We start from the raw sequence: 21,795 nt of genomic DNA, 5'->3' as shown, positions 1-21,795 counted from the left end.
ATTTGAATCCCCTGCTGATTGAAAGCCCTTTCAAACAGGCCTCAAAAGAGGCACCATTGAGGAGGTATATCAATAAAGGGGTATTCAATGTTGTTACAACCAGCCAACACAGCAAGGTCCAGGCAGTTATTGAACGAGACCATGGCGTTGGTGTTAGCCGGGGGGCGAGGCAGTCGGCTCCAGCAGCTGACGGACAGCAGGGCAAAACCGGCCGTTCATTTTGGTGGCAAGTTCCGCATCATCGACTTCGTTCTCTCCAATTGCATCAACTCCGGGATCCGCCGGATCGGCGTGGTCACCCAGTACAAGTCCCACAGTCTGCTGCGTCACCTGCAGTCGGGCTGGTCCTTCCTGCGCTACCAGATGAACGAATTCATCGAGCTGCTGCCGGCCCAGCAGCGCATTGACGAGGTCAGCTGGTATCGCGGCACCGCCGATGCCGTCTACCAGAACATGGACATCATTCGCGAGCACGGCCCCAAATATGTGGTGGTGCTGGCGGGGGATCACATCTACAAGATGGATTACGCCGCCATGCTGCTCGATCACGTCAACCTGGGCAGCCGGGTGACGGTGGCCTGCATAGAGGTGCCGCGCCAGGAGGCCAGCGCCTTTGGCGTGATGGCGGTGGATGAGAGCCGCAAGATCAACGCCTTTGTCGAGAAGCCCGCCGACCCGCCCGCCATGCCGGGCAAACCCGACACAGCGCTGGCCTCCATGGGGGTCTACATCTTCGACGCCGACTACCTCTATCAGCTGCTGGAAGAGGATCTTGCCAACGAGCAGTCCCACCACGACTTTGGCATGGACGTGATCCCGCGGGTGGTCAAGGAGGGTACCGCCTATGCCCATCCGTTCAGCCTCTCCTGCGTCGGCTGCTGCCCGCAGAAGCGCCCCTACTGGCGCGATGTGGGGACGGTGGACTCCTTCTGGGAGGCGAACATGGATCTCGCCTCGGTGACGCCCGAGCTCGACATCTACGATCAGGACTGGCCCATCTGGACCAGCCAGAAGATGACGGCCCCCGCCAAGTTCGTGCAGGATCAGAACGGCCAGCACGGCATGACCATCAACTCCCTGTTCGCCGGCGGCACCATAGTCAGCGGCTCCTTCATCGTGAGCTCCGTGCTGTTCAACAACGTGCGGGTCGACTCCTTCTGCACCCTGGATCAGGCGGTGATCTTCCCCGGGGTCGAGATAGGGGCCGGTTGCCGGTTGCGCCGGGTGGTGATCGACAAGGGCTGCCGGTTGCCGGAAGGGCTGGTGGTGGGGGAAAACGCCTGCGAGGATGCCCGCCGCTTCTACCGCTCCGAGCAGGGCATAGTGCTGGTCACCCAGGAGATGCTGGCCAGGCTGTGATGGCCACATCTGCCCACCCCGCCTATCGGCAACAGACGCAAAAAAGAGACCCGCCAATGGCGGGTCTCTTGTTGTCATATGACGCTCTCTGGTGACAGCGCGTTCAGCGCTGCTGTACCAGGCCGATCCGGCCGGGTTCGCACCACTCGAACATCACCTCCTCGCTCTTGCCGCAGCAACTGCCGCCGCACACCCGGGTCTCCCGCTTGGTGACGCGGCCCTTGCGCATCCAGACGCCGAGCATGGCCTCCACCGCATCCTCCGAGGTGTGGAAGTGGCGGGCCAGATCCCGCCGGCTCACCCTCTGCTGCGCCGCCAGATAATCACCCAGCTCTCGCAATATCATGGCGTGACCTCCCCTCGATGGGTCCATCTCCTCTCTTGCGCCGTCACAGGGTCACCACCTTGCGGGCGACTATGTCCCCGTGGCGGCGGCCGAACCACCACAGCAGCAGCAGGGAGAGCCCGTAGCTCAGGGTCCAGAGCAGGCTCTGCTCGGGGTGAGCGGCAAAGGTCGCCAGCTGATAGAAGAGGGTGGCGCACATGAAGGCCATGTAGTTGCACCAGGCGGCGGTGAACAGGGCCCACTGGCGGCCGGTCTCCCGCACCAGGGCGCCCATGGCGGCGGCACAGGGCATGTAGAGCAGCACGAACAGCAGGTAGGCGAAGGCACCGGCCGCCCCGTCGAAGTGGGTCTGCATGTTGCCGTAGGTGGAGGTATCCACCTCCTGGGCCTCGGCGGCCGCCTGCTGATCTGCCAGCTCCCCGACCTTGAGCCCCATGGGATCGGCGGGATCTATGTCCGCCAGGTTGGCGGGAATGGTGGCCAGCGCCTCCTTCAGGCTCCCGAGCAGGGAGTATTCACTCTCCTCCTCGTCACCGGCGCTGCCGGCGTAGAGGCTGTTGAGGGTGGCCACTACCGCCTCCTTGGCGAAGATGCCGGTGAGGATGCCGACCGTGGCCTGCCAGTTCTCCTCCCGGATCCCGATGGGGTGCAGCACAGGGGTCACCGACTGGCTGATCTTGCTCAGCACAGAGTTTTCCTGATCCTGGTTGCCGAAGCTGCCGTCGGTGCCCAGCGAATTGAGCACGCTCAGCACGGCCACCATCAGTACTATGGTCTTGCCCGCGCCGAAGATGAAGGCCTTGAGTTTTTGCCAGGTTCGCAGCCCCACGTCCACCGGACGGGGCCACTCGTAGTCCGGCATCTCCATCACCATGGAGTCACTCTTGCCCGGCAGCAGGGTGCTGCGCAGGAAGAGGCCGGTGAGCACGGCCACCAGTATGCCAAGCAGGTAGAGGCCGAACACCAGGTTCTGGCCCGACTCGGGGAAGAAGGCTACCGCAAACAGGGCATAGACCGGCAGCCGGGCGCCGCACGACATGAAGGGCGCCATGGCCGAGGTCATCAGCCTCTCGCGCTCCGACCCCAGAGTGCGGGTCGCCATCACCGCGGGCACTGTGCAGCCAAAGCCCATCAGCATGGGGACGAAGGCCTTGCCGGGCAGCCCCAGACGGCGCATCAGGGCATCCACCACGAAGGCGGCGCGGGCCAGGTAGCCCGAGCTCTCCAGCACGGCGAGGAACAGGAAGAGGCAGCCCACCACGGGGATGAAGGTCGCCACCGTCTGCAGACCGGCGCCGACGCCGTCCGCCAGCACGGCCCCCAGCCAGTCGGGTGCCGACACCAGCCCCAGCAGGTGATGCACCCCGTCCACGAACAGGGCGCCCCCCAGGATGTCGAAGAAGTCGATGAAGGCGCTGCCCACCTTGATGGCGAACATGAACATCAGGTACATCACCAGCAGGAAGAAGGGGATGCCCACCCAGCGGTTGAGCAGCACCCTGTCCAGCCGCTCGCTCTGGGCGACGGTGAGTTTGTCCTGATGGCGGCACGCCTGCTGACACCAGTGGTGGATGTGGCCGTAGCGCAAGTCAGCCAGTTGCAGATCTATGTCCTGGGCGTGGTGGGCCCGGCTCACCACGTTGTCGGCCGCCGCCTGCTGACCCGCCGCCAGGGTCTCCTGCATGACAACGTCCTCCTCCAGCAGACGCAGGGCACGGCCGCGGTCATTGAGGTGGTGGGGGGCGAGCAGGGTCTCAAGCTCCGCGATGTCGGCTTCCAGCGGCTGACCGTAATCGAGCACCAGGGCGGGCTGGGGCTGGCCGATGAACTGGTGGATCTGCTCCTTGAAGGCCGCCACCTGCTGGCGATTGTGGGCCGAGAGCGACACCACGGGGCAACCGAGTGCCTGACCGAGCAACCCCTCGTCTATGGTGATGCGGCGCTTTTGCAGCAGATCCATCTTGTTGAGCACCACCACCATGGGCAGGCCCAGCTCCCGCAGTTGCAGGGTGAGATAGAGAGAGCGCTCCAGGTTGGCGGCGTCGATGACGTTGAGCAGCAGGTCCGGCTGCTGGCCCTGCACGAAGCGACTGGCGATCTGCTCGTCCAGGCTCGCCTCCTGATTGGCCAAGGAGTAGATACCGGGCAGGTCCACCAGGGTGTAATCCTGCCCCTTGGCGGAAAACTCGCCCATCTTCTTGTCGACGGTGACCCCGCTCCAGTTGCCCACCTGCTGGCGGGCACCGGTCAGGGCGTTGAACAGGGACGTCTTGCCGCTGTTGGGGTTGCCTACGGTTACCAGGGAGTAGTTCATACCGGTTCGACCTCGATTTGCTGGGCCAGGCTCTTTTGCATGGAGAGGCAGATGCCCTGACACTGGATCTGGAGCGGATCCCCCAGGGGGGCCGCCCGCAGATAGAGGATCTCGGTCTGGGGCAGGAGCCCCATCACCATCAGCTTGCGTCGCAAGGTACGGCCAAGATGGTTCATGTTCTTGATGCGAGCACGCTGCCCCGGCGACAACTCTGTGAGTACCATGACGGGCTCCTGAAGTTAAACAAGAATAATTCGCTTTTAGTGGGAGGATTATAAGCTGTGCCCTCAACATTTATTTGCGTAAAATCAAACTCCGCTTAGCTAACCGACAAAGTATTGCCATGAGTCACGACAACAACAGCCGCCTGGTCTACAGCACGGACGGCGGCATGATCAAGGAATCCGCCCCCACCCAGAGCGCCTCCCCCTTCCCCGCCGACGGGGTCGTGCGCATCCGCCGCGAGACCAAGGGGCGCAAGGGCGCCGGTGTCATCACCATCCACGGCGTGCCAGCCGACCAGCAGAAAACCATCGCCACCCTGCTCAAGAAGAAGTGCGGTACCGGCGGCGGCCTCAAGGAGGGGATCATCGAGATCCAGGGGGACAAACGGGACCTTATCAAGGCCGAGCTGGAGAAAGCCGGCTTTCAAGTCAAGCTGGTGGGCGGGTGATCCCCCAGCCACACGCCTTGCTTCAGAGGACGTTTTTCCCTAGAATGCCGGCTCCCATCGAGGGGGAGTAGTCTCGCCACGGGTGCCAACCCGGTGCGCGACCCTGATCAACATACTTGGTGCCAACTCACCATGGTCAGGGTGATCCGGGCAATGCCGGATTTGACAAGACCTTTGACGGGCCAGTGCCAATACCGGGGACGGATGGCGCAGGCTTGTCTCTGGTTTATAACAATTCCGTCCCCCGGTCATATTTATGGAAGCCTTGTTAACCTCAACCCTGAGCGTGGCCATCGCCGAGATCGGCGACAAGACCCAGCTCCTGGCGTTGCTGCTCATCTGTCGTTTTCGCAAACCCTGGCCCATCATCGCCGGCATGCTGGTCGCTACCCTGCTCAACCATGCGGGTGCCGCCTGGATAGGGGAGTTCATCAGTCGCTGGATGGATCCCAAGGTGATGACCTGGCTGGTCGCCGGCGCCTTCATCGCCATGGCGGTCTGGATCCTGGTGCCGGACAAGATGGACGATGAAGAGAGTTCCCTCGACAAATACGGCCCCTTCATGGCCACCTTCGTGCTGTTCTTCATCGCCGAAATAGGCGACAAGACCCAGATAGCCACTGTGCTGCTGGCGGCCAAGTACGACTCTCTCACTCAGGTCATCACGGGCACCACCCTCGGCATGATGCTGGCCAACGTGCCCGTGGTGCTGCTTGGCAAGCTGGGGGCCGACAAGCTGCCCCTCCAGGGGATCCGCATCGCCTGCGCCATCCTCTTCGTGGGCCTGGGCGCCAGCACCCTGATCTTCGTCTGACGCGCCAGCAACGAGGGGGATGGGACTGGCGTGAGCACCCAGCCATATCCCCCTCTGCCCGTCATCAGAGCCCCCTCCTCCCGGTCGGGGCTTTTTTGTCGTCTGCGTCCTGCCTCCTTGTCGCATCAGCGCCACCGGGGTCTGCCCCGGGACGCGGCGCCGTGCCATAATGCCTTACCATTCAGGCACGACGGCACCAGGAGCCTCGCCATGCTCGTCACCTCAAGACAGACCCTGCTCGACTGGGTCAGACGCGGTCGTCTCCCCCGGGAGTCATTGCCCGCCGCCCTCGCCCTCTGCGATCTGCCCCCGGCCCCCGTGCGCTGGCAGTGGCTGTTCGACAGGCTGCTGCTCTGGCTCGGCTGCCTCTGCCTGGGGGCTGGCCTGGTGTTCTTCGTCGCCTTCAACTGGCAGGCGCTGGGCCGCCTCTCCCGCCTCGCCCTGCTGGAGCTGCCCCTGCTCGCCATGCTGCTGGTGCTCTGGCGCAAGCCCCTGGCCGACACCCCGCGCCAGGCCCTGCTGCTGGCGGTGGCCCTCAACATAGGTGCCCTGCTGGCCCTGGTGGGTCAGACCTACCAGACAGGTGCCGATCCCTGGCAACTCTTCGCCACCTGGGCCCTGCTGCTGTTGCCCCTGGCGGCGCTCGGCAGGAGCCCCCTGCTCTGGACGCTCTGCTGGCTGCTCGGCCAGCTGGCGCTGGTGCTCTATTGGCGGCTCGGCCTCATCGATCTCTTCTTCTCCTTCAATGAGGAGGCCCTCGGCTGGTGCCTGACCCTGCTCAACGCCGCCCTCTGGGGGGCGCTCATCCTGGCCCCCGCGCGGCTCGGGCTCATGCCCTCCTGGCTCCCGGGGCTGGCCGCCGGGCTCGGGGTCACCCTGCTGGCCCTGCTGGCGCTGTTCGATGCCGCCTCCCCCTGGGTCTGGCCCGCCTGGCTCGCATGGCTTGGCGCCGCCTACCTGCGCTGGCACCACAGGTTTATCGCCGGGCTCGCCATGGGGTGCCTGAGCCTTATCGCCGTGATCCTGGCGGCCCTTGGCAAGTGGATGGAGCCCGACATGAACGGCTTCCTGCTGCTAAGTCTGATTGCCATCGGCCTCTCGGTCGCGGCCAGCCGCTGGCTGCAACAACAACGGAGGCAGCATGTCTGATCTGAGTCCTTGGGAGAGGCTGCGGGCCGCCCATCTGGTGGAGGGCGACGCCCCCCAAGACGAGCAACCCCACTGGTCGAGCCGCTTTCTGCTCGGCATGGTGGGCTGGCTGGCCGCCCTCTTCCTGCTGTTCTTCCTGTTCATGGCCTTCGAGAGCCTGATCCGCGAAGCGAACCACGCCCTCCTCATGGGCACCCTGCTGATGGCCGCTGCCCTCGGCCTCAACCGCCTGGCCCCGCGTAGCGATCTCTGGGATCAGTTCGTGCTGGCGCTCGCGCTCGCGGCCGATGCCTGGCTGCTCTATGGCCTCATCGACCAGATTGACCCCCACTCGGCCCCGCTCTGGCTGGGACTGGCCCTGCTGTCGCTGGCCATCGCCGCCCTGTTCGAGCACTGGCTGGTTCGCCTCTTCCACAGCTTCGCCGTCGCCATCCTGCTGACCATGGGGCTCGCCTGCCTCGGCCTGCAACTGCTGGCCCTGCCGCTGGTGATGGCCGCTCTCACCTTCTGCTGGCTGCAGGCCGAACGCGACCCAGAACGCCATTCGCTCTATGAGTCCCTGACCCTGGGGTTGGCGCTCTCCCTGCTGGTGCTGGGCCGGTTGCACCATCCACTCTGGGACGGCGGCACCAGCGCGCTCGATGAGCTCGGGATCTCCCGCCTGCCGCTTATGCTCAATCCCCTGCTCTGCGCCGCCCTGCTGCTCGGGGTCATGGTGAAACTGAAACTGCCGTTGCTCTACGGCCTGCCCCTGGTGGTGATCAGCGCCATCATCCCCGGCATGGGGGCCGGCGCCCTGGTGCTGGTGCTCGGCTTTTATGCCGGGAGCCTGGGGCTCATGACCCTGGCCGGCCTGCTGCTGCTCGGCTTTGGCTCCCTCTACTACTACGATCTCGGGCTGACCCTGATGACCAAATCCTGGCTGCTGCTTGGCTCGGGGGCCCTGCTGCTCGGCGCCCGCCAGTTGTTGAACATCCTCGGCAAGGAGATCGCCTCATGAGACGCCTTGGTTTCTTGCTGACCGGCCTCGCCATCCTGGTAGGCATCAATGTCACCGTCTGGCGCTTCGAGCATGCCATGAGCAGCGGCGAGACAGTGCTGCTGGAGCTGGCCCCGGTCGATCCCCGCTCCCTGATGCAGGGGGATTACATGCGCCTGAGCTACGCCCTCGCCCGCCAGTTGGGGAGCCCGCGTCAGGAGGGCGCCGCCACTCAGACCCTGGTCATCCGCCTCGATGAGCAGCAAGTAGCGCAGCGGGTGGAGGGGGGCACCCCCGACGCCCTGGCCCCGGATCAGCGGCTGCTGCAGGCCCGCTGGCAGCAGGGCCAGTGGTGGATAGGGCCGGATGCCTTCTTCTTCGAGGAGGGGACAGCCGTCCAGTACGAGCAGGCGCGCTATGGCGAATTCAGGCTGCAACCGGACGGCGCAACCCTGCTGGTCGGCCTGCGCGATCAGGCCCTCAAGCCCATAGGCCATACCCGCCCGGCCTGGTGATGGGCAGTCCCAGGAGCGCGCTGCCGCCCCCCTGTTGCGCCACGCCTTGGCACAGCAACGGCGATGGCTCGCCCCTTCGGGTGGCGAAACCCCGTGGCTTGGCAACACTTGAAGCTGGGCACTCGGCAGCAGGACGGTCAGGATGAGCGCAGGAATAGGAAGGATCAGGAACAGAACCGCCCTCTTGGCCACACTTTTAGCCACACTCTGGGGCGGGCCGGGGGAGATGGGGCAGGCCAGCGCCAGCCCGGCCCTTGGCAAGCTTCACTACCTCACCGAAGAGTACAAACCCTATAACTTCACCGGGGAAGATGGCAGCCCCAGCGGCTTTGCCATCGAGCTGCTGCACCAGGTGTGGCAGAAGACGGGCACCCCGCCCCAGGAGATCAGCATCCTCCCCTGGGCCAGGGGCTACTACCTGCTGACCCAGAAGCCCAACGTGGTGCTCTTCGCCACCGCCCGCACCGAGGCGCGGGATCCCCTGTTCAAGTGGGCCTGCCCCATCGGTTATGCCGAAATCGTGCTGATGGGGCTGGCCAGCCATCCCCTCAAGATCGCCCGGCTGGAGGATGCCCAGCAGCACACCATAGGCGCCGTGCGCGCCGATGTGGGGGAGCAGCTGCTGCTCAACAGCGGCTTCGACGAGCAAAAGATAATGACAGCCAACCGCCTCCCCCAGGCGCTGCGGATGCTCACCTCGGGCCGGGTCGACCTCATCTCCAGCAACAAGGCCACCCTGATGGATCTCATCCAGGCCCAGCAGCTGGATCCCGCCCAGTTCGAGGTGCGCTGGGTGCTGAGTTCGGAGCAGTTCTGCTTCGCCTTCAGCCATCCGGTGGACGATGCCCTGGTCAAGGAGTTCCAGCACGGCCTGACCCAGGTGCTGGCCAGCAGCGAGTTCCAGCGGATCCAGCACAAGTACTTCCCGGTGCCCTAGTGCCCTTCGATGCCAGCAGAGAGGCCCGCCATGTGCCTCTCGCTTGCCGGGCACCGCTCTCCTTGCCCAGCCCCGCTCTCTTCACTCAGCCCCGCTCAACCCTTGACCCCCATCACGAACACCATTGAATGTCTGACGCCGGTCGCCCCCAGGGGTGACAGGGGGCGCTCTGGGTCCGTAAAATGACGCCGGGAGTCTGTTGGCCCTCTCTTCGGGCAAGGGGACGGGGCACAATGGCGGCCAAGCCGTTGCGGCAACGCCCCTGGTGGCGCGCACGACGGCAAGCCGCCGGGCACCCTTCCCCCAGGCACCATCTCCCTATACCCCGGAGCCCATGGCACCGGCATCTCGTTTGAACAGATCAGGATTGAAGATGCAAGGCACAGTGAAGTGGTTGATGAGTATCTCGGTTTGCGCCCTGTTGATGGCGTGCGGTGGCGACAAGACCACGGGCAAGGCCTGTCTTGGCGCCAACAATGACTCTCTGGTGGAGGGGATGCAGGACAAATGCAAGGCGGGTGACACTGTGGCCACCAAGCACCCGGCCTATTTCTGCGACTTCAACTACGCCGTCGCCTACAACAGTTACAACTCCGCCATCTGCGTCTACTCGGGGGCATTGAAACCGGAGCGCACCACCGAGAAATCATGACCCGGGCAACCCCGCCAGGGGTTGCCATCAGGCAGCAGAATGAGTGGCCCGAACCTTATGGTTTGGGCCCTTTGGGCCAAAAAGGGTCGTTATTTGACCCGCATCAGGCGGTGGCACTGCCCACCGAGCTCCAGCTGGACCACCAGGGAGAGGGCCATGGCATCGACCCGGGCCATCTATTTGACCCGCATCAGACGGTGGCACTGCCCACCGAGCTCCAGCTGGACAACCTGGGAGCGGGCCATGGCATCGACCCGGGCCATCTATTTGACCCGCATCAGACGGTGGCACTGCCCACCGAGCTCCAGCTGGACAACCTGGGAGCGGGCCATGGCATCGACCCGGGCCAGCATCTCGGCGCTGTAGCCTTTGCGGTGCATCCACTGCATGGGCTCCTCGAAGCTGCCTTCGTTAACGATGAAGGTGTCTGTGTAGGCATCCTTGATGATGCTGACCACCCAGATGCGCTGCTGAAACTCGGAAAGCTCCGCAAAGAGGGTGGCCACTTTCGCCGCCAGGGCGCGGAGCTGGCCGATAACGCGGTTTGCCATGGTAGAGAGTGCCTGTGTTGAGGGAGACGCATCCTAGCATCCCGGGCGCGGGGGCAACAATGCGCGGCATCAAAGCCGCGGCCCCTGGCCCCCTTGCCATGGGCAGGGGCGCCTCAGATGCAACCTGCCCGCCCCTCCAGCGCGCGGCGCTGGCGCTTGACCGCATACATGCGCGCATCGGCCTGGCGCAGGGCGTCGTCTATGCTGGTGTGCGCCGGATCTATGGCCACGGCCCCCACGCTGGCGCCGGGATAGTCCAGCACCCGGGAGGGGATAGGCACTTGAAAAACGCTCTGCTCGAACAACCGGCGCTGGAAACCCTGCACCGCCCCCTCGACCGTCTCATGCCCCTGATGAGGCCCCATGCCCACCACGACGAACTCGTCCCCCCCGACCCGCGCCAGCAGATCGCCGCCGCGCAGGGCCGCCGACAGTTGCTGCGCCATAGTGATCAGCAGCTTGTCCCCCGCCTCGTGACCGTGGGTATCGTTGATCTGCTTGAAGCCATCGAGATCGATAAAGGCGATGAGCACAGGGTGCCCGGCCCGCTCCGACAGGGAAAACAGGCGAGTCAGCTCCTGCATCAGCGCCCGGCGGTTCGGCAGGCCGGTCAGGGGATCGCTGAGGGCCTGGCGCGCCAGCTCCTGGTTGGCCTGCTGCAACTGCTGCAGCAACTGCTCCCGCTCCACATGCTCGGCGATCAGCCGGGCGAAGAAGCCGATAAGCTGCTCTGAGCCCGCCACGAAGGGCTTGCGCTCGGCGCTGGCGGCGCACAGGGTGCCATAGAGCGACCCCGATGGGGTGCGCACCGGGCTGCTCAGATAGGTGCGAATGCCCATGATCCTGGCCGCATCCGAATCGCCCCAGCACTCGGCCACGTTGTCGGTGAACATGCGTCCCTCATCGATGGCGCGCCGGCACAGGGTATCGCTCCAGTCCACCGTGATCCCCTCCGGGATCTGCAGCCCGGCGACCTCGTTGGCATTCTTGGCATAGCGGATGCTCTGGGTGCCCTGCTCGACATCAATCTGGGTGAGATAGGTCGACTCCAGCCCGGTCACCGCCTCGAGCATTTCCAGCAAGGGCCGGGTCAGGCTCTCCAGATCCCGCGCCTGCGTGACCCGCTCCGACAGGGTCTGCAATATCTTGTCCATGCCTCTCTCCACTGCCTGCATGTGATGGGCGACCACCTTAGCCAACCCGGGGCACGCCAGACAAGTGCGAGAAAGGGGTAGGCCGGGGAAATACCACCCCGTTCACACTTTGGCAGGTCACGCCTGAGACCCCGCCCCACCCCAGGCGTGCGACCGTAACTTTGAACCAGCGCAAAAAACCTGTCGATTCTGACACTTGAGTCAGCAATATCCATGGATCGGGCCCCGTCGGCTCCGTAGGATGGGGGTGGGTGCCCGTTGGCCCCTGTTTTGTCCCATCGGGTCAGCGGCGCATTGTGGTAGCGAGAGCCAGGGGCGGTAGCGTCGTTGGCGGATGCCAGCCCGGCATCCCGCGCCTGCGCCAAGGTGCGAGGGTTCCACCCTCGACGGGGTTTCCGACGGCCCCGGGACAAGTAGGGTCGAGTAGGGTCGATTAGCGAAGCGTAATCGTCCGCGGTAACAATCCCCTCTCCCCTTGCGGGAGAGGGTTAGGGTGAGGGGTCGCCAACCTCTTTGGCATGGCTTCGCCAGTAAGGTCGAGTAGGGTCGATTAGCGGAGCGTAATCGTCCGCGGTAACCATCCCCTCTCCCCTTGCGGGAGAGGGTTAGGGTGAGGGGTCACTAGCCTGATTGGCATGGCTTCGCCATGCAGGACACGAGGGCGTTGCCCTCGACGGGGTTTCGCCCGCCCTTCGGGCTTGGGCGAGTGACTTTTCTTTGCGTGGCCAAAGAAAAGTCACCAAAAGAAAGGCCACCCCCGCTTGTTCGCCCTCCTGCGTCGGGTGCCCTCGGTTCCCCCCTTTGTCCGACGGCACGCGCCGATGGGCTTTGACCTCCACCATCCCTGGCGTCGGTCAAAGTCCGCTGTGGACATCCTTGTCCTTGCGCCAAACCGGGCCGAGCGTTGCTCGTCCAATTCCGGTTTGGCCCCTAGCCCAGCGGCGCTCGCTCGTCGTCCTGCCTCGCAGCCTGGCCAAACGGGCTCACCTCGGCGAACAACAGGGGGCAACACCCAACCCGCAGCCCCGAGACCAGTTAACAGATAGCTCGCAGGTCGGGAAAGACGTTATCTCTTATTCAGCCCCTCAATCGCCAGCAAGGTGAGATCAGATTGTCGCGCCGATGCAATAAGCTAAATCAGCTTGGCTGCATTGGTGCAAAAATGAATTGAGTACAACAAAAGCGGCAAACCGAAATATCGGGAAATAACTTTATATTGAAGGCCAGGTTGTGAGCATTTAGCCGTGATATAACGTTATTTTTCGAACATCCGATCACTCTTCACTAATCTACGAACTACGAGCTACGAGCTACGAGCTACGAGCTACGAGCAGAGTCAACAATCATGACTCACATGATGGAAAATTAAAAACACCGCAGTTATTAACCATTTGTTTTTGCATAAGGAAATTAAAAAATGAAAATATCAAGACTACAACTTAATAATTTCCGCGGCTATAAGGATCTACTTGTTGAGTTTGATGATAGTTTTAATGTCATAATTGGAAGAAATGATATCGGTAAATCAACGATACTTGAAGCATTAGAGATTTTCTTTAACAATGAAACTGTCAAGATAGACATTGATGACCATAATGTTTATGTAATAGACGATCCATTTATGTCTATCCAAGTTTCTTTCAAGCCTGATGATAAAGAATATACTATTGATACTGTACCCACGAATTTAAGAAATGAGTTTCTTTTAGACTCTCAAAAAAATCTGACCATAATAAAACGATGGGACTGCTCCAAAGATAAGTTGACTGCAGCGTCATTAAAAACGTTCATTGTTGCTAACTATCCTTCAGGATTCCCTGAGCCCTTGATTACAATGAGAATTACAGACCTCAAAAAAACGCTAGACTCATACAAAGACTCATTAGATGTGGACGCAGTGAAAAAGAATAAAAGCTCATCAATTAGAAAGGCAATCTATGATGTTGCACAATTAGGAGAGTTGAAAGAAATAGAAATTTCCATAGATAAAGAGGACGGTAAAAATATATGGGATTCTCTAAAATTCGACTTGCCACTTTTTTTCCTGTTCCAGTCCGACAGAGCAAACAAAGACTCTGATAAAGAAGTACAAGACCCACTAAAAGCCATAACCAAATCAGCTATTGGCCAACTTGAAAAAGAACTAGAGGAAGTAAAGGAAAAGATAAGAGTAAAGGCAGAGCAACTTGGCTCGGATACGTTAAAGAAGCTCAAAGAAATGAATCCTGATATAGCAGATGTACTTACCCCCGAGATGACAAATAAACCATGGGATTCATTATTTTCATTCTCATTTAACTGCGATGACGGCATTCCAATCAACAAAAGAGGTAGTGGTGTAAGAAGGCTAATACTACTAAATTATTTCAGGGCTGAAGCAGAACGTAAAAATGCTGAGTCAAGAAATGTAATTTATGCCATAGAAGAACCAGAGACATCACAACACCCTATATGGCAGATTGAACTTTTAAATGCTCTGCTAGAGCTATCTGAAAACAAAAATACACAAGTTTTAATTACTACACACAGTCCATCCCTTGTTGGCTTAGTAAAAACAGATAAAGTACTATTTATCGACAAAGTGGATGGAGTCACAGTAGTCAAAATCGGTTCAGAAGACAACTTATCAAAAATTGTAGAAACCTTAGGAATACTTCCAGACATATCTTCATCGGCTAACGAACCTAGCATACAAGTAATATTGTGTTTAGAAGGGCCGACTGACGTCGACTTTTTTAACAATATAGGGGATTGCTTTGATTTAGATCTAAAAAATGATAATAGAATATTAGCCATTCCTCTTGGTGGTGGGACTCTAATGCACTGGGTTAATAAAAACTATCTTGCGAAATTAAATAAGCCTGAAGTACATATTTATGATAATGATGTTAAAAAATACATGCAGGCAGTTGAACAAGTCAACCAAAAACATGGATGTTGGGCAGCCTTAACAACGAAGTATGAACTTGAAAATTACATTCATCCTAAGCATATTAAAAACGTGTATGGCATCACTGATGACTTTGTTAAAACCGAGGGGGATTGGCTGAATGATTGGAATAATAAGAATATTCCAAGTGATTTGTCTGAGTTTTTGAAAGCTCTCAAGAGAAATGGCAATCCTCACATAATCGGAGAAGGGCAAGGAACTATCAAAAATATACTATCCCAACAGGCAGCAAAACTCATGAGCATTGACGACTTTAAAGAATTAGATGCATATAATGAAATTTCAGGATGGTTTGAAAAAATTAATGAGCGATTGAACTAATAATATTCTAATGACTGCAGTGTTTTACTCACAGTTCAGCTTTCACAAGTAATATTTAAATTTTTTCCACTATAAGGACCGCCGCCTTGGGCTGCGGTCCTTATTTCTATGTCCCAAACCGTTATCTACCCAAATTAGAACTCTCTTATCCAACCCTTTTCGCAGCAAGGAAAGATAGATAGTCAAAGTGTCAACTAAAGCCACGCGCGGGCACGGTATTGGTCCCCCCTGCAAACCGCCGAGTCGAGCTCAACGGGTCAGGAGCGCCATCAGGGATGATGGCGCAGCCGCAGTCGGCACAGGGATGTGCCGTCTGCGGCGCTCCGTCCGACCCGTTGGACGAGAGGAGGGAACCCGCGAAGCGGGCGGTTTGTCGGGGGAGAAGACCTTTGGTGTTATTTGCCAAAGAGAGCGGGTCTTTCCAAAGTCACTCACCCCAGCCCGAAGGGCGGGCGAAACCCTGTCGAGGGCACCGCCCTCGCGTCCTGCATGGCGAAGCCATGCCATTCATTGGCTGGCATTCAGCCGACGAATGACGTTAGCTCCCCTCACCCTGGCCCTCTCCCGCAAGGGGAGAGGGAAGCAGACCGAAAGCCGCTGAGGCTTCACGGCAGGCCACAAACAAAAACCGCAGCCCAAGGGCTGCGGTTTTTTATTGGGTCAACCGGTTGGCTCCAACAGAGCCACCGATCTTACGCACGGCGCCAGCTGGTCTTGCCGGCGCTGTCTTCCAGCACTATGCCCATCTCGGTGAGACGGTTGCGGGCGGCGTCGGCGGCGGCCCAGTTCTTGTCGGCGCGGGCCTGATTGCGCTGGGCGATCAGTTGCTCGATCTCGGCCACTTCGTCGTCCGCTTCGCCACCCTTGAGGAAGGCGTCCGGGTCTTGTTGCAGTATGCCGAGCACGGCGCCGAGTTCGCGCAGGCGGGCACCCAGGCCTGCGGCGACATTGATGTCTTCGGCCTTCTGGCGGTTGATCTCGCGCACCAGGTCGAACAGGGCGGAGTAGGCTTCCGGGGTGTTGAAGTCGTCGTCCATGGCATCGACGAAGCGAGCCACCTGCTCGTCACCACCGGCGGCGACAGCCACCGGCAGGTCGCGCAGGGCGGTGTACATCCGCTCCAGGGCGGCGCGGGCCTGCTTCAAGTTGTCTTCCGAGTAGTTGAGCTGGCTGCGGTAGTGGCCGGACATCAGGAAGTAGCGCACGGTTTCGGCGTCAAAATGGGCCAGGACGTCGCGGATGGTGAAGAAGTTGCCAAGGGACTTGGACATCTTCTCCTTGTCCACCATCACCATGCCGCTGTGCATCCAGGTGTTGACGTAGTCGCCACCGTGGGCGCAGCAGGACTGGGCTATTTCGTTCTCGTGGTGGGGGAACTGCAGATCCGAGCCGCCGCCGTGGATGTCGAAGTGGTTGCCAAGGTGCTTGGAGTTCATGGCGGAGCACTCTATGTGCCAGCCGGGGCGACCCGGGCCCCAGGGGCTGTCCCAGGTCGGCTCGCCGGGCTTGGACATCTTCCACAGCACGAAGTCGAGCGGGTTGCGCTTGGCTTCGACCACGTCGACCCGGGCGCCGGCCTGCAGTTGCTCCAGATCCTGACCGGACAGCTTGCCGTAGTCGGCATAGGACTCGACGATGAACATGACGTCGCCGTTGTCCGCCACGTAGGCGTGCTCTTTCTCCAGCAGGGTTTCGACCAGGGCGATGATTTCATGGATGTGCTGGGTGGCGCGGGGCTCGATGTCCGGGCGCAGCATGCCGAGGGCATCAAAGTCCTGATGCATGTCGCCGATCAGGCGCTCGGTGAGGTCGTCACAGGTGACCCGGGTCTCGGCGGCGCGCTTGATGATCTTGTCATCCACGTCGGTGATGTTGCGCACATAGGTGAGATCGTAACCGGCGTAACGCAGGTAACGGGCCACCACATCGAAGGAGACGAAGGTGCGACCGTGGCCGATATGACAGTGATCGTAGATGGTGACGCCACACACATACATGCCCACCTTGCCCGGGTGGATAGGTTTGAATTCTTCTTTTTGACGAGTGAGTGTGTTGTATATCTTCAGCATCTTATGACCACTGCCTGTGAGTAAAATGGCCTGACATTCTAACCGCATCCGGTGGAGAAAACGAGGCAGAAAAAGCGCCGGATCCCCCATGCCATCTATGCCGCAGCCCCTTGATGGGCTAGAATTGCCACCACTTTAGGCCATAGCCCATGCAACAGCCGCGAGCCGGCTTCGTGCTCGCGCAACATTTGAAAGGACATATCATGGTTACTCTGCACACCAACCACGGCGACATCACCCTGACCCTGAACGCGGAAAAAGCCCCCGAGACCGTGGCCAACTTCCTGCAATACTGCCGTGACGGTCACTACGACAACACCATCTTCCACCGCGTCATCGACGGCTTCATGATCCAGGGCGGCGGTTATGCCCCTGGCTTCGAAGAGAAAGAGACCCGCGCCTCCATCAAGAACGAGGCGGCCAACGGCCTGTCCAACAAGATTGGCACCATCGCCATGGCCCGCACCTCGGAGCCGCACTCCGCCAGCGCCCAGTTCTTCATCAACGTGAACAACAACGACTTCCTGGACTTCAAGTCCCCCACCACCCAGGGCTTCGGCTACTGCGTGTTCGGTGAAGTCACCGCCGGCATGGACGTGGTCAACAAGATCAAGGGCGTCAAGACCGGCAACTACGGCCGCATGCATCAAGACGTGCCGACCGAAGACGTCGTCATCACCAAGGTGACCCTTGCTGAGTGATTGTCGCCTTCTGCGCACTGATATAACTGCGGCCCCGGCCGCAGTTTTTCCATCTGCGCAGGCCACCCCCGCCAACTGGCGCCGCCTCGACTATCTGGCCCTGGGCAATCCCCGCCAGCGTTCCGCCCATGCCCTGCTCAGCGCAGGCTGCTGGGATGCGTTGGGGCGCCTGTGCCAGGACCTGGCGCTGGTGAGCACTGTCGCCATCGGGCTCGATCGGCCCGGCAGCGATCTCGACATCCTCTGCCAGCACCCTGATCCCGCGCGCCTCGCCGCCCTCTTGCGTGAGCAGGGCTGGACGGCCAGCGACAAGGGGCACCAGGTGTGGCTGCTGGAGCAGACCCTGACAGGCCCGGACCAGGTGCGCTGGCCGGTGGAGCTCTATGTCACCCAAGCACCGCTTGAGACGCTCAACGGCTGGCGTCACCTCAGCCTGATGGCCGCCCTGCTGGAGCACTTTGGTCACGACTTCTATCAGGCCGTGCTGCGCCTTCGCCTCGAGGCAGGGCTCAAGGGAGAGGCAGCCATCTGCCGTCTGCTTGGCCTTGGCGGCGATCCTTACGCCGCGCTGCTGACCCTGGAGGGGCGCGACCTTGCCGAGCTCCACTGGCAGGCACAGTCCCAGTGCGACTCGTCCACCCCGGCAGACTCCCCTGCCCTCCTTTGCCCGGATCCCATCAAGAGCACTCATCCCACATCATGAGCACCCTTTTTATCAGTGACATTCACCTGTGCGCCCAGCGGCCCGACATGACAGCCGCACTGGTGCGTTTTCTCGAGAGCGACGCCCCCAAGGCCGATGCCCTCTATGTGCTGGGAGATCTGTTCGAATTCTGGATTGGCGACGACGATCCCAACCCGCTCCACCACCAGGTGGCCGAGGCCTTCCTGGCCCTGAGCCGGCAGGACGTGCCCATCTACTTCATCCACGGCAACCGCGACTTCCTGCTGGGCAAGGCCTTCGCCAAACGGGCGGGCATGACGCTGCTTGGCGACCCCTGCGTCATCGATCTCTACGGGGAGCGGGTGCTGCTGAGCCACGGGGACCTGCTCTGCACCCTGGATGAGGGCTATCAGAAGTTTCGCCGCATCACCCAGCAAAAATGGCTGCGCTGGCTCTTCCTGCGCCTGCCGCTGGCCCGCCGCCAGGCCATCGCCTGCAAGATGAGGGGCCAGAGCCAGATGGAGAATGCCGGCAAACCACAGACCATCATGGATGTGACCCCGGCGGCGGTCGATGCGCTGCTGCGCCAGCATGGCTGCCAGCTACTTATCCATGGCCACACCCACAGACCCGCCGTCCATGACTTCATGCTGGACGGCAAGCCGGCGCGGCGCATAGTGCTGGGAGACTGGTTCGAGCAAGGATCCGTGCTGAGCTGCTCCCCGCAGGATCAGCGCCTCGAGAGTCGCCCCCTCCCCGAGTGACGGTCCCCCTCGGGGATGAGGGGTGCCCATATGACAACGTCTGTCCCCCTCCCCGAGCAGGATGCAACGCAGAACCCTGCATATACTCTGTGTCTGTGCACACAAATGAGGACTAAATGATGGGATTTCTTACTTGGGTTGTATTGGGATTGATCGTCGGCATCCTGGCCAAATGGATAATGCCGGGCAAGGATGGGGGCGGTTTCTTCATGACGGTGATCCTGGGGGTCATAGGCGCCATGGTGGGTGGCTATGTGGGCACCCTGCTGGGCATGGGAACGGTGACCGGCTTCAACCTGCCGAGCATACTTATCGCCACAGTGGGTGCCTTGATAGTGCTGTTTTTCTACAACAAGATCCGCAGCTGAGCCGCTGAATCCGTTTCTTTCAGCACTCGATGTGTATGCCCCCCGGGCCAGGATCCGAAACCTTGGGTTTCGGATTTTTTATGGGCGCTCCGCCCCTTTCGCCTCCGGCGCAGCTGGCAGCCCAACCCAGGCGCCGGGGTTCTGGCGCGAGGCGCTGATCTATCGAGGTTGGCGGGTGCGGCATTGGTGCAAACCTAGTGCTTCCGTCTATGGCATCCCGTTATTGCCATACAGACAGAAGCCGGGGCGCTCGCTCAATCGCTTGTAGTAATCGCTCACCGCCGCGAGTGGCGGGCGCTCGAAGGGGGTATGGAACCAGCGATTCACCGACAGGCCGACGGGAATGTCCGCCAGCGAGAAGCGGCTCCCGGCCACATAGCCGCCGGTGGCCTCGAGCTGCCTGTCCAGGATCTGCATATACCTGGACCACTCGGCACAACTCGCCTCCATCGCCTGGCTGTCCTGATGGGCGGGGGAGAGCCTGACCAGCGACATGAAGGCGTAGCTCCAGGCGCGGTTCAAGTCCGACGACTGCCAATCCATCCATTGATCGACCCTGGCCCTTGCCCGCGCCTCGGCGGGATAGAGCGCGCCGTCACCATAGCGCGTCGCCAGATATCGGATGATGCTGTTCGATTCCCACAGGGTGAAGTCCCCATCTATCATGACCGGCACCATACCGTTGGGATTCAACGCCAGGAACTCGGCACTCCGGGTGGACTGATAACCGCTCCCCCACTCCTCCCGCTCGAAAGGGAGATCCAGCTCGGCGCAGGTCCACAACACCTTGCGCACATTGATTGACGACCCCTTGCCCAGTATCAGTACCATGTCTTCGTCCTTGTGTGAGAAGGACCCCAGCTTCCATCAAGGGGAGAGCGCCGGTCAAGGGGAGAGCCATGACTGCAGTTGACCCATGGAACTGGCTCATGGGCCGCCCTGGGGCATGGCCTGAGCGGGCTGAGCCACAGATGAAAAAGAGGCGGTGGGCTAAACTCATGCTTGCTTGCCCGGCTTGACCGGCTCCTTCAGAGCGGCCGCGGGACAGGCCAAGCAGTAAAGGACAACATCATGAAAATATGGAAAATCTGCCTGATAGCAGCGCAGCTCATGCTGGTTGCCTGCGCCTCCTCCGACGGCTCGGGCCCTCCCCCGACCGGGGACGACGGCAGCAACGCCGGCGGCAAGAGCGGGGGTGGCAGCAGCTACCTGACCTATTAACGCGGCCATCTCCTGCAAGCCGAGGCTCAGTCAGACCCCAACGTCTAATACGACAAGACCAGAAAGCGCCGGCAGCCCGCCGGCGCTTTTCGTCTCTCCAGTCGGTGACCTCCAATCCGCCGGCCAGACAATCCCTTATCGTGAGCGAGATAGATAATGTCGCGACAACGCATTAATAGGCTTTTATCGGAAGTTTTAGGGGTAACGCCTATTCTCGACAAGAGTCACTGTCGCTACAGTGTCGACGAGCAGCACGCGATAACATGCAGGAGATGGATATTGCTAAATATCAAAGTAAAACGGCAGTGGTTATTTTTATTCGTCTTTTCCCTCTTTTCGATTTTATTGGTGAGTTTCCTGATCGTTGGCGGAATAATTGGTTGATTTCTTGCTCGTTGGTGGCGACGGAAAAAACATAACCACCCCAATCGATGACGACTCTCCTGTCGTGGACAAGGGCACCGAGCCGTTGCCGGCGCGTTGCAATAGCGGGAGGCGCACCTTTTGTGGTTCAAAATGGGCAACATCAACATCTTCCGGCTATTGCCAAGCGGCTTGAAGTAGAGAGACCGCTGGTCAGCCAACTCTCCCCTATCATTAAATGGTCCGCTTCTCTGAACAAAGTCTGGAGGCGCCTATGACTGAAAATGCAAGGGAGCGTCTGAAGATGCTCATTACCCACAGTGGGAAGTCGCTAGAGGAATGCGGGCATGATGGCGTGCTTGAAGAGCTGGTAGAAGACTCCACCCTCTTTGGCTCCGATCACAACGAAATCTTGTGTGTGCTGGAGGCCTGGAGCGGTTCATCCAGAAGAACGCAGCTGCTGGGATTCCTCTTCGATGAGTAGCATAGGAAGAAGGCCCCACATCCTGGGGCCTTCTTCCATCCGCCTGACAGCGCCACGCAGAGCGCGTGTAGTGTGGAATGCACCCGGCCACACCTTGGGAGGGAAGAAATTGAGTAACAGGCCACCGAAATCGCTGTCGCCACTCTGTCGCCAATTAGAAATAACAAAAAGGCCACTATCGCTAGTGGCCTTAGTAAGTCTTTGATTGCTTTTTTCAATAACTGGTGCCCGAGGCCGGAATCGAACCGGCACGACGCGAACGTCGAGGGATTTTAAATCCCTTGTGTCTACCGATTTCACCACTCGGGCACCGCAATCGGTATCAAGTCCGCGCCGCGGGCTTGTCAATATGGAGGCACGTTCCGGAGTCGAACCGGACTAAACGGATTTGCAATCCGCTGCATAACCGCTTTGCTAACGCGCCATGCAAAAGAGAGTTGGCTCTCT

22 protein-coding genes and 2 tRNA genes are annotated in these 21,795 nt (G+C 60.2%); 15 read left to right on the top strand and 9 right to left on the bottom strand.

The features are described from left to right. Positions 1-87 precede the first annotated feature (87 nt). Complete coding sequence (gene glgC, locus Aeroheme_RS07985; RefSeq protein WP_111912664.1) at positions 88-1,359, top strand: glucose-1-phosphate adenylyltransferase; 1,272 nt, start codon at positions 88-90, stop codon at positions 1,357-1,359. A 103-nt stretch (positions 1,360-1,462) separates the two neighbouring features. Here the strand turns inward: glgC and Aeroheme_RS07980 are convergent, their stop codons facing one another. Genes Aeroheme_RS07980 through Aeroheme_RS07970 form a run of 3 tightly spaced genes read right to left on the bottom strand, consistent with a single transcriptional unit; the run spans position 1,463 to position 4,243 of the window. After that, on the bottom strand, positions 1,463-1,705 hold the full coding sequence (locus Aeroheme_RS07980) for a FeoC-like transcriptional regulator (RefSeq protein WP_163153777.1): 243 nt from the start codon (positions 1,703-1,705) through the stop codon (positions 1,463-1,465). Positions 1,706-1,748: 43 nt separating this feature from the next. Beyond that, positions 1,749-4,019 carry a Fe(2+) transporter permease subunit FeoB gene (feoB, locus tag Aeroheme_RS07975; RefSeq protein WP_411167036.1) on the bottom strand — a complete coding sequence of 757 codons (2,271 nt, stop codon included), beginning with the start codon at positions 4,017-4,019 and terminating at the stop codon, positions 1,749-1,751. Further along, the gene (locus Aeroheme_RS07970; protein WP_025327407.1) at positions 4,016-4,243 is read right to left on the bottom strand and encodes a FeoA family protein; all 228 of its coding nucleotides are present in this window, start codon (positions 4,241-4,243) and stop codon (positions 4,016-4,018) included. Before Aeroheme_RS07970 ends, feoB begins: the two co-directional genes overlap by 4 nt. Positions 4,244-4,362: 119 nt before the next feature. Between Aeroheme_RS07970 and Aeroheme_RS07965 the strand changes: the two genes are divergently transcribed. The 7 genes from Aeroheme_RS07965 to Aeroheme_RS07935 all read left to right on the top strand — a co-directional run bounded on the left by Aeroheme_RS07965 (position 4,363) and on the right by Aeroheme_RS07935 (position 9,738). Beyond that, positions 4,363-4,692: a translation initiation factor gene (locus Aeroheme_RS07965; protein WP_163149208.1), complete on the top strand. Its 330-nt coding sequence runs from the start codon at positions 4,363-4,365 to the stop codon at positions 4,690-4,692. A gap of 256 nt (positions 4,693-4,948) precedes the next feature. Continuing rightward, on the top strand, positions 4,949-5,506 hold the full coding sequence (locus tag Aeroheme_RS07960) for a TMEM165/GDT1 family protein (protein ID WP_234568446.1): 558 nt from the start codon (positions 4,949-4,951) through the stop codon (positions 5,504-5,506). A gap of 210 nt (positions 5,507-5,716) precedes the next feature. Further along, on the top strand, positions 5,717-6,655 hold the full coding sequence (locus Aeroheme_RS07955) for a DUF2157 domain-containing protein (RefSeq protein WP_408752749.1): 939 nt from the start codon (positions 5,717-5,719) through the stop codon (positions 6,653-6,655). After that, complete coding sequence (locus tag Aeroheme_RS07950; protein ID WP_411167035.1) at positions 6,648-7,655, top strand: DUF4401 domain-containing protein; 1,008 nt, start codon at positions 6,648-6,650, stop codon at positions 7,653-7,655. Before Aeroheme_RS07955 ends, Aeroheme_RS07950 begins: the two co-directional genes overlap by 8 nt. Further along, entirely contained in the window at positions 7,652-8,149 is a 498-nt protein-coding gene (locus Aeroheme_RS07945) for a GDYXXLXY domain-containing protein (RefSeq protein WP_139744178.1), read from the top strand. Before Aeroheme_RS07950 ends, Aeroheme_RS07945 begins: the two co-directional genes overlap by 4 nt. 163 nt (positions 8,150-8,312) lie before the next feature. Further along, entirely contained in the window at positions 8,313-9,086 is a 774-nt protein-coding gene (locus Aeroheme_RS07940) for a substrate-binding periplasmic protein (RefSeq protein WP_411167230.1), read from the top strand. Positions 9,087-9,459: 373 nt separating this feature from the next. Further along, a complete protein-coding gene (locus tag Aeroheme_RS07935; protein ID WP_408752747.1) occupies positions 9,460-9,738 on the top strand; it encodes a hypothetical protein in 279 nt (92 codons plus the stop codon). A 263-nt stretch (positions 9,739-10,001) separates the two neighbouring features. Here the strand turns inward: Aeroheme_RS07935 and Aeroheme_RS07930 are convergent, their stop codons facing one another. After that, on the bottom strand, positions 10,002-10,289 hold the full coding sequence (locus Aeroheme_RS07930) for a hypothetical protein (protein WP_139751440.1): 288 nt from the start codon (positions 10,287-10,289) through the stop codon (positions 10,002-10,004). A 113-nt stretch (positions 10,290-10,402) separates the two neighbouring features. Then, the gene (locus Aeroheme_RS07925) at positions 10,403-11,443 is read right to left on the bottom strand and encodes a sensor domain-containing diguanylate cyclase (protein WP_171268873.1); all 1,041 of its coding nucleotides are present in this window, start codon (positions 11,441-11,443) and stop codon (positions 10,403-10,405) included. A gap of 1,417 nt (positions 11,444-12,860) precedes the next feature. On the opposite strand from Aeroheme_RS07925, the gene Aeroheme_RS07920 reads away from it, so the two are divergent. Beyond that, positions 12,861-14,714, top strand: coding sequence for an ATP-binding protein (locus tag Aeroheme_RS07920; protein ID WP_411167034.1), 1,854 nt, complete (start codon positions 12,861-12,863; stop codon positions 14,712-14,714). A 692-nt stretch (positions 14,715-15,406) separates the two neighbouring features. Here the strand turns inward: Aeroheme_RS07920 and cysS are convergent. Beyond that, positions 15,407-16,783, bottom strand: coding sequence for a cysteine--tRNA ligase (gene cysS, locus Aeroheme_RS07915; RefSeq protein WP_411167033.1), 1,377 nt, complete (start codon positions 16,781-16,783; stop codon positions 15,407-15,409). 203 nt (positions 16,784-16,986) lie between these two features. Here cysS and Aeroheme_RS07910 point away from each other — a divergent pair, with 203 nt between their 5' ends. The 4 genes from Aeroheme_RS07910 (at position 16,987) to Aeroheme_RS07895 (ending at position 19,280) form a co-directional block, all read left to right on the top strand. After that, positions 16,987-17,484 carry a peptidylprolyl isomerase gene (locus tag Aeroheme_RS07910; RefSeq protein ID WP_025327420.1) on the top strand — a complete coding sequence of 166 codons (498 nt, stop codon included), beginning with the start codon at positions 16,987-16,989 and terminating at the stop codon, positions 17,482-17,484. Further along, a complete protein-coding gene (locus tag Aeroheme_RS07905; protein ID WP_411167032.1) occupies positions 17,474-18,187 on the top strand; it encodes a DUF4269 domain-containing protein in 714 nt (237 codons plus the stop codon). The genes Aeroheme_RS07910 and Aeroheme_RS07905 overlap by 11 nt, the downstream gene beginning before the upstream one ends. Beyond that, the gene (gene lpxH / locus Aeroheme_RS07900) at positions 18,184-18,912 is read left to right on the top strand and encodes a UDP-2,3-diacylglucosamine diphosphatase (RefSeq protein ID WP_411167031.1); all 729 of its coding nucleotides are present in this window, start codon (positions 18,184-18,186) and stop codon (positions 18,910-18,912) included. The genes Aeroheme_RS07905 and lpxH overlap by 4 nt, the downstream gene beginning before the upstream one ends. A gap of 119 nt (positions 18,913-19,031) precedes the next feature. Then, the gene (locus Aeroheme_RS07895; protein ID WP_106887912.1) at positions 19,032-19,280 is read left to right on the top strand and encodes a GlsB/YeaQ/YmgE family stress response membrane protein; all 249 of its coding nucleotides are present in this window, start codon (positions 19,032-19,034) and stop codon (positions 19,278-19,280) included. Between the two features lie 207 nt (positions 19,281-19,487). On the opposite strand, the gene Aeroheme_RS07890 is transcribed toward Aeroheme_RS07895, so the two are convergent. Continuing rightward, on the bottom strand, positions 19,488-20,111 hold the full coding sequence (locus Aeroheme_RS07890) for a glutathione S-transferase family protein (RefSeq protein ID WP_411167030.1): 624 nt from the start codon (positions 20,109-20,111) through the stop codon (positions 19,488-19,490). Positions 20,112-20,351: 240 nt separating this feature from the next. Here Aeroheme_RS07890 and Aeroheme_RS07885 point away from each other — a divergent pair, with 240 nt between their 5' ends. Then, a complete protein-coding gene (locus Aeroheme_RS07885) occupies positions 20,352-20,501 on the top strand; it encodes a hypothetical protein (RefSeq protein ID WP_163135033.1) in 150 nt (49 codons plus the stop codon). A gap of 637 nt (positions 20,502-21,138) precedes the next feature. After that, positions 21,139-21,348, top strand: a complete 210-nt coding sequence (locus Aeroheme_RS07880) for a hypothetical protein (RefSeq protein WP_163147247.1) — start codon at positions 21,139-21,141, stop codon at positions 21,346-21,348. 222 nt (positions 21,349-21,570) lie between these two features. Here Aeroheme_RS07880 and Aeroheme_RS07875 read toward each other — a convergent pair. After that, a tRNA-Leu gene (locus tag Aeroheme_RS07875) sits at positions 21,571-21,657 on the bottom strand. Positions 21,658-21,698: 41 nt separating this feature from the next. After that, a tRNA-Cys gene (locus Aeroheme_RS07870) sits at positions 21,699-21,772 on the bottom strand. Between the last annotated feature and the right edge of the window lie 23 nt (positions 21,773-21,795).

The sequence above is a fragment of the Aeromonas sp. DSM 116730 genome (assembly GCF_046581335.1).
In the GTDB taxonomy this organism is placed as follows: domain Bacteria; phylum Pseudomonadota; class Gammaproteobacteria; order Enterobacterales; family Aeromonadaceae; genus Aeromonas; species Aeromonas rivipollensis.
This window is presented reverse-complemented; position numbering and strand designations above follow the sequence as displayed.

What these genes read in the sequence shown, in the direction of transcription:
- glgC (WP_111912664.1), top strand. Translation starts at nt 88, where the DNA reads ATGTTGTTACAACCAGCCAACACAGCAAGGTCCAGGCAGTTATTGAAC.
- Aeroheme_RS07980 (WP_163153777.1), bottom strand. Translation starts at nt 1,705, where the DNA reads ATGATATTGCGAGAGCTGGGTGATTATCTGGCGGCGCAGCAGAGGGTG.
- feoB (WP_411167036.1), bottom strand. Translation starts at nt 4,019, where the DNA reads ATGAACTACTCCCTGGTAACCGTAGGCAACCCCAACAGCGGCAAGACG.
- Aeroheme_RS07970 (WP_025327407.1), bottom strand. Translation starts at nt 4,243, where the DNA reads ATGGTACTCACAGAGTTGTCGCCGGGGCAGCGTGCTCGCATCAAGAAC.
- Aeroheme_RS07965 (WP_163149208.1), top strand. Translation starts at nt 4,363, where the DNA reads ATGAGTCACGACAACAACAGCCGCCTGGTCTACAGCACGGACGGCGGC.
- Aeroheme_RS07960 (WP_234568446.1), top strand. Translation starts at nt 4,949, where the DNA reads ATGGAAGCCTTGTTAACCTCAACCCTGAGCGTGGCCATCGCCGAGATC.
- Aeroheme_RS07955 (WP_408752749.1), top strand. Translation starts at nt 5,717, where the DNA reads ATGCTCGTCACCTCAAGACAGACCCTGCTCGACTGGGTCAGACGCGGT.
- Aeroheme_RS07950 (WP_411167035.1), top strand. Translation starts at nt 6,648, where the DNA reads ATGTCTGATCTGAGTCCTTGGGAGAGGCTGCGGGCCGCCCATCTGGTG.
- Aeroheme_RS07945 (WP_139744178.1), top strand. Translation starts at nt 7,652, where the DNA reads ATGAGACGCCTTGGTTTCTTGCTGACCGGCCTCGCCATCCTGGTAGGC.
- Aeroheme_RS07935 (WP_408752747.1), top strand. Translation starts at nt 9,460, where the DNA reads ATGCAAGGCACAGTGAAGTGGTTGATGAGTATCTCGGTTTGCGCCCTG.
- Aeroheme_RS07930 (WP_139751440.1), bottom strand. Translation starts at nt 10,289, where the DNA reads ATGGCAAACCGCGTTATCGGCCAGCTCCGCGCCCTGGCGGCGAAAGTG.
- Aeroheme_RS07925 (WP_171268873.1), bottom strand. Translation starts at nt 11,443, where the DNA reads ATGGACAAGATATTGCAGACCCTGTCGGAGCGGGTCACGCAGGCGCGG.
- Aeroheme_RS07920 (WP_411167034.1), top strand. Translation starts at nt 12,861, where the DNA reads ATGAAAATATCAAGACTACAACTTAATAATTTCCGCGGCTATAAGGAT.
- cysS (WP_411167033.1), bottom strand. Translation starts at nt 16,783, where the DNA reads ATGCTGAAGATATACAACACACTCACTCGTCAAAAAGAAGAATTCAAA.
- Aeroheme_RS07910 (WP_025327420.1), top strand. Translation starts at nt 16,987, where the DNA reads ATGGTTACTCTGCACACCAACCACGGCGACATCACCCTGACCCTGAAC.
- lpxH (WP_411167031.1), top strand. Translation starts at nt 18,184, where the DNA reads ATGAGCACCCTTTTTATCAGTGACATTCACCTGTGCGCCCAGCGGCCC.
- Aeroheme_RS07895 (WP_106887912.1), top strand. Translation starts at nt 19,032, where the DNA reads ATGGGATTTCTTACTTGGGTTGTATTGGGATTGATCGTCGGCATCCTG.
- Aeroheme_RS07890 (WP_411167030.1), bottom strand. Translation starts at nt 20,111, where the DNA reads ATGGTACTGATACTGGGCAAGGGGTCGTCAATCAATGTGCGCAAGGTG.
- Aeroheme_RS07885 (WP_163135033.1), top strand. Translation starts at nt 20,352, where the DNA reads ATGAAAATATGGAAAATCTGCCTGATAGCAGCGCAGCTCATGCTGGTT.
- Aeroheme_RS07880 (WP_163147247.1), top strand. Translation starts at nt 21,139, where the DNA reads ATGACTGAAAATGCAAGGGAGCGTCTGAAGATGCTCATTACCCACAGT.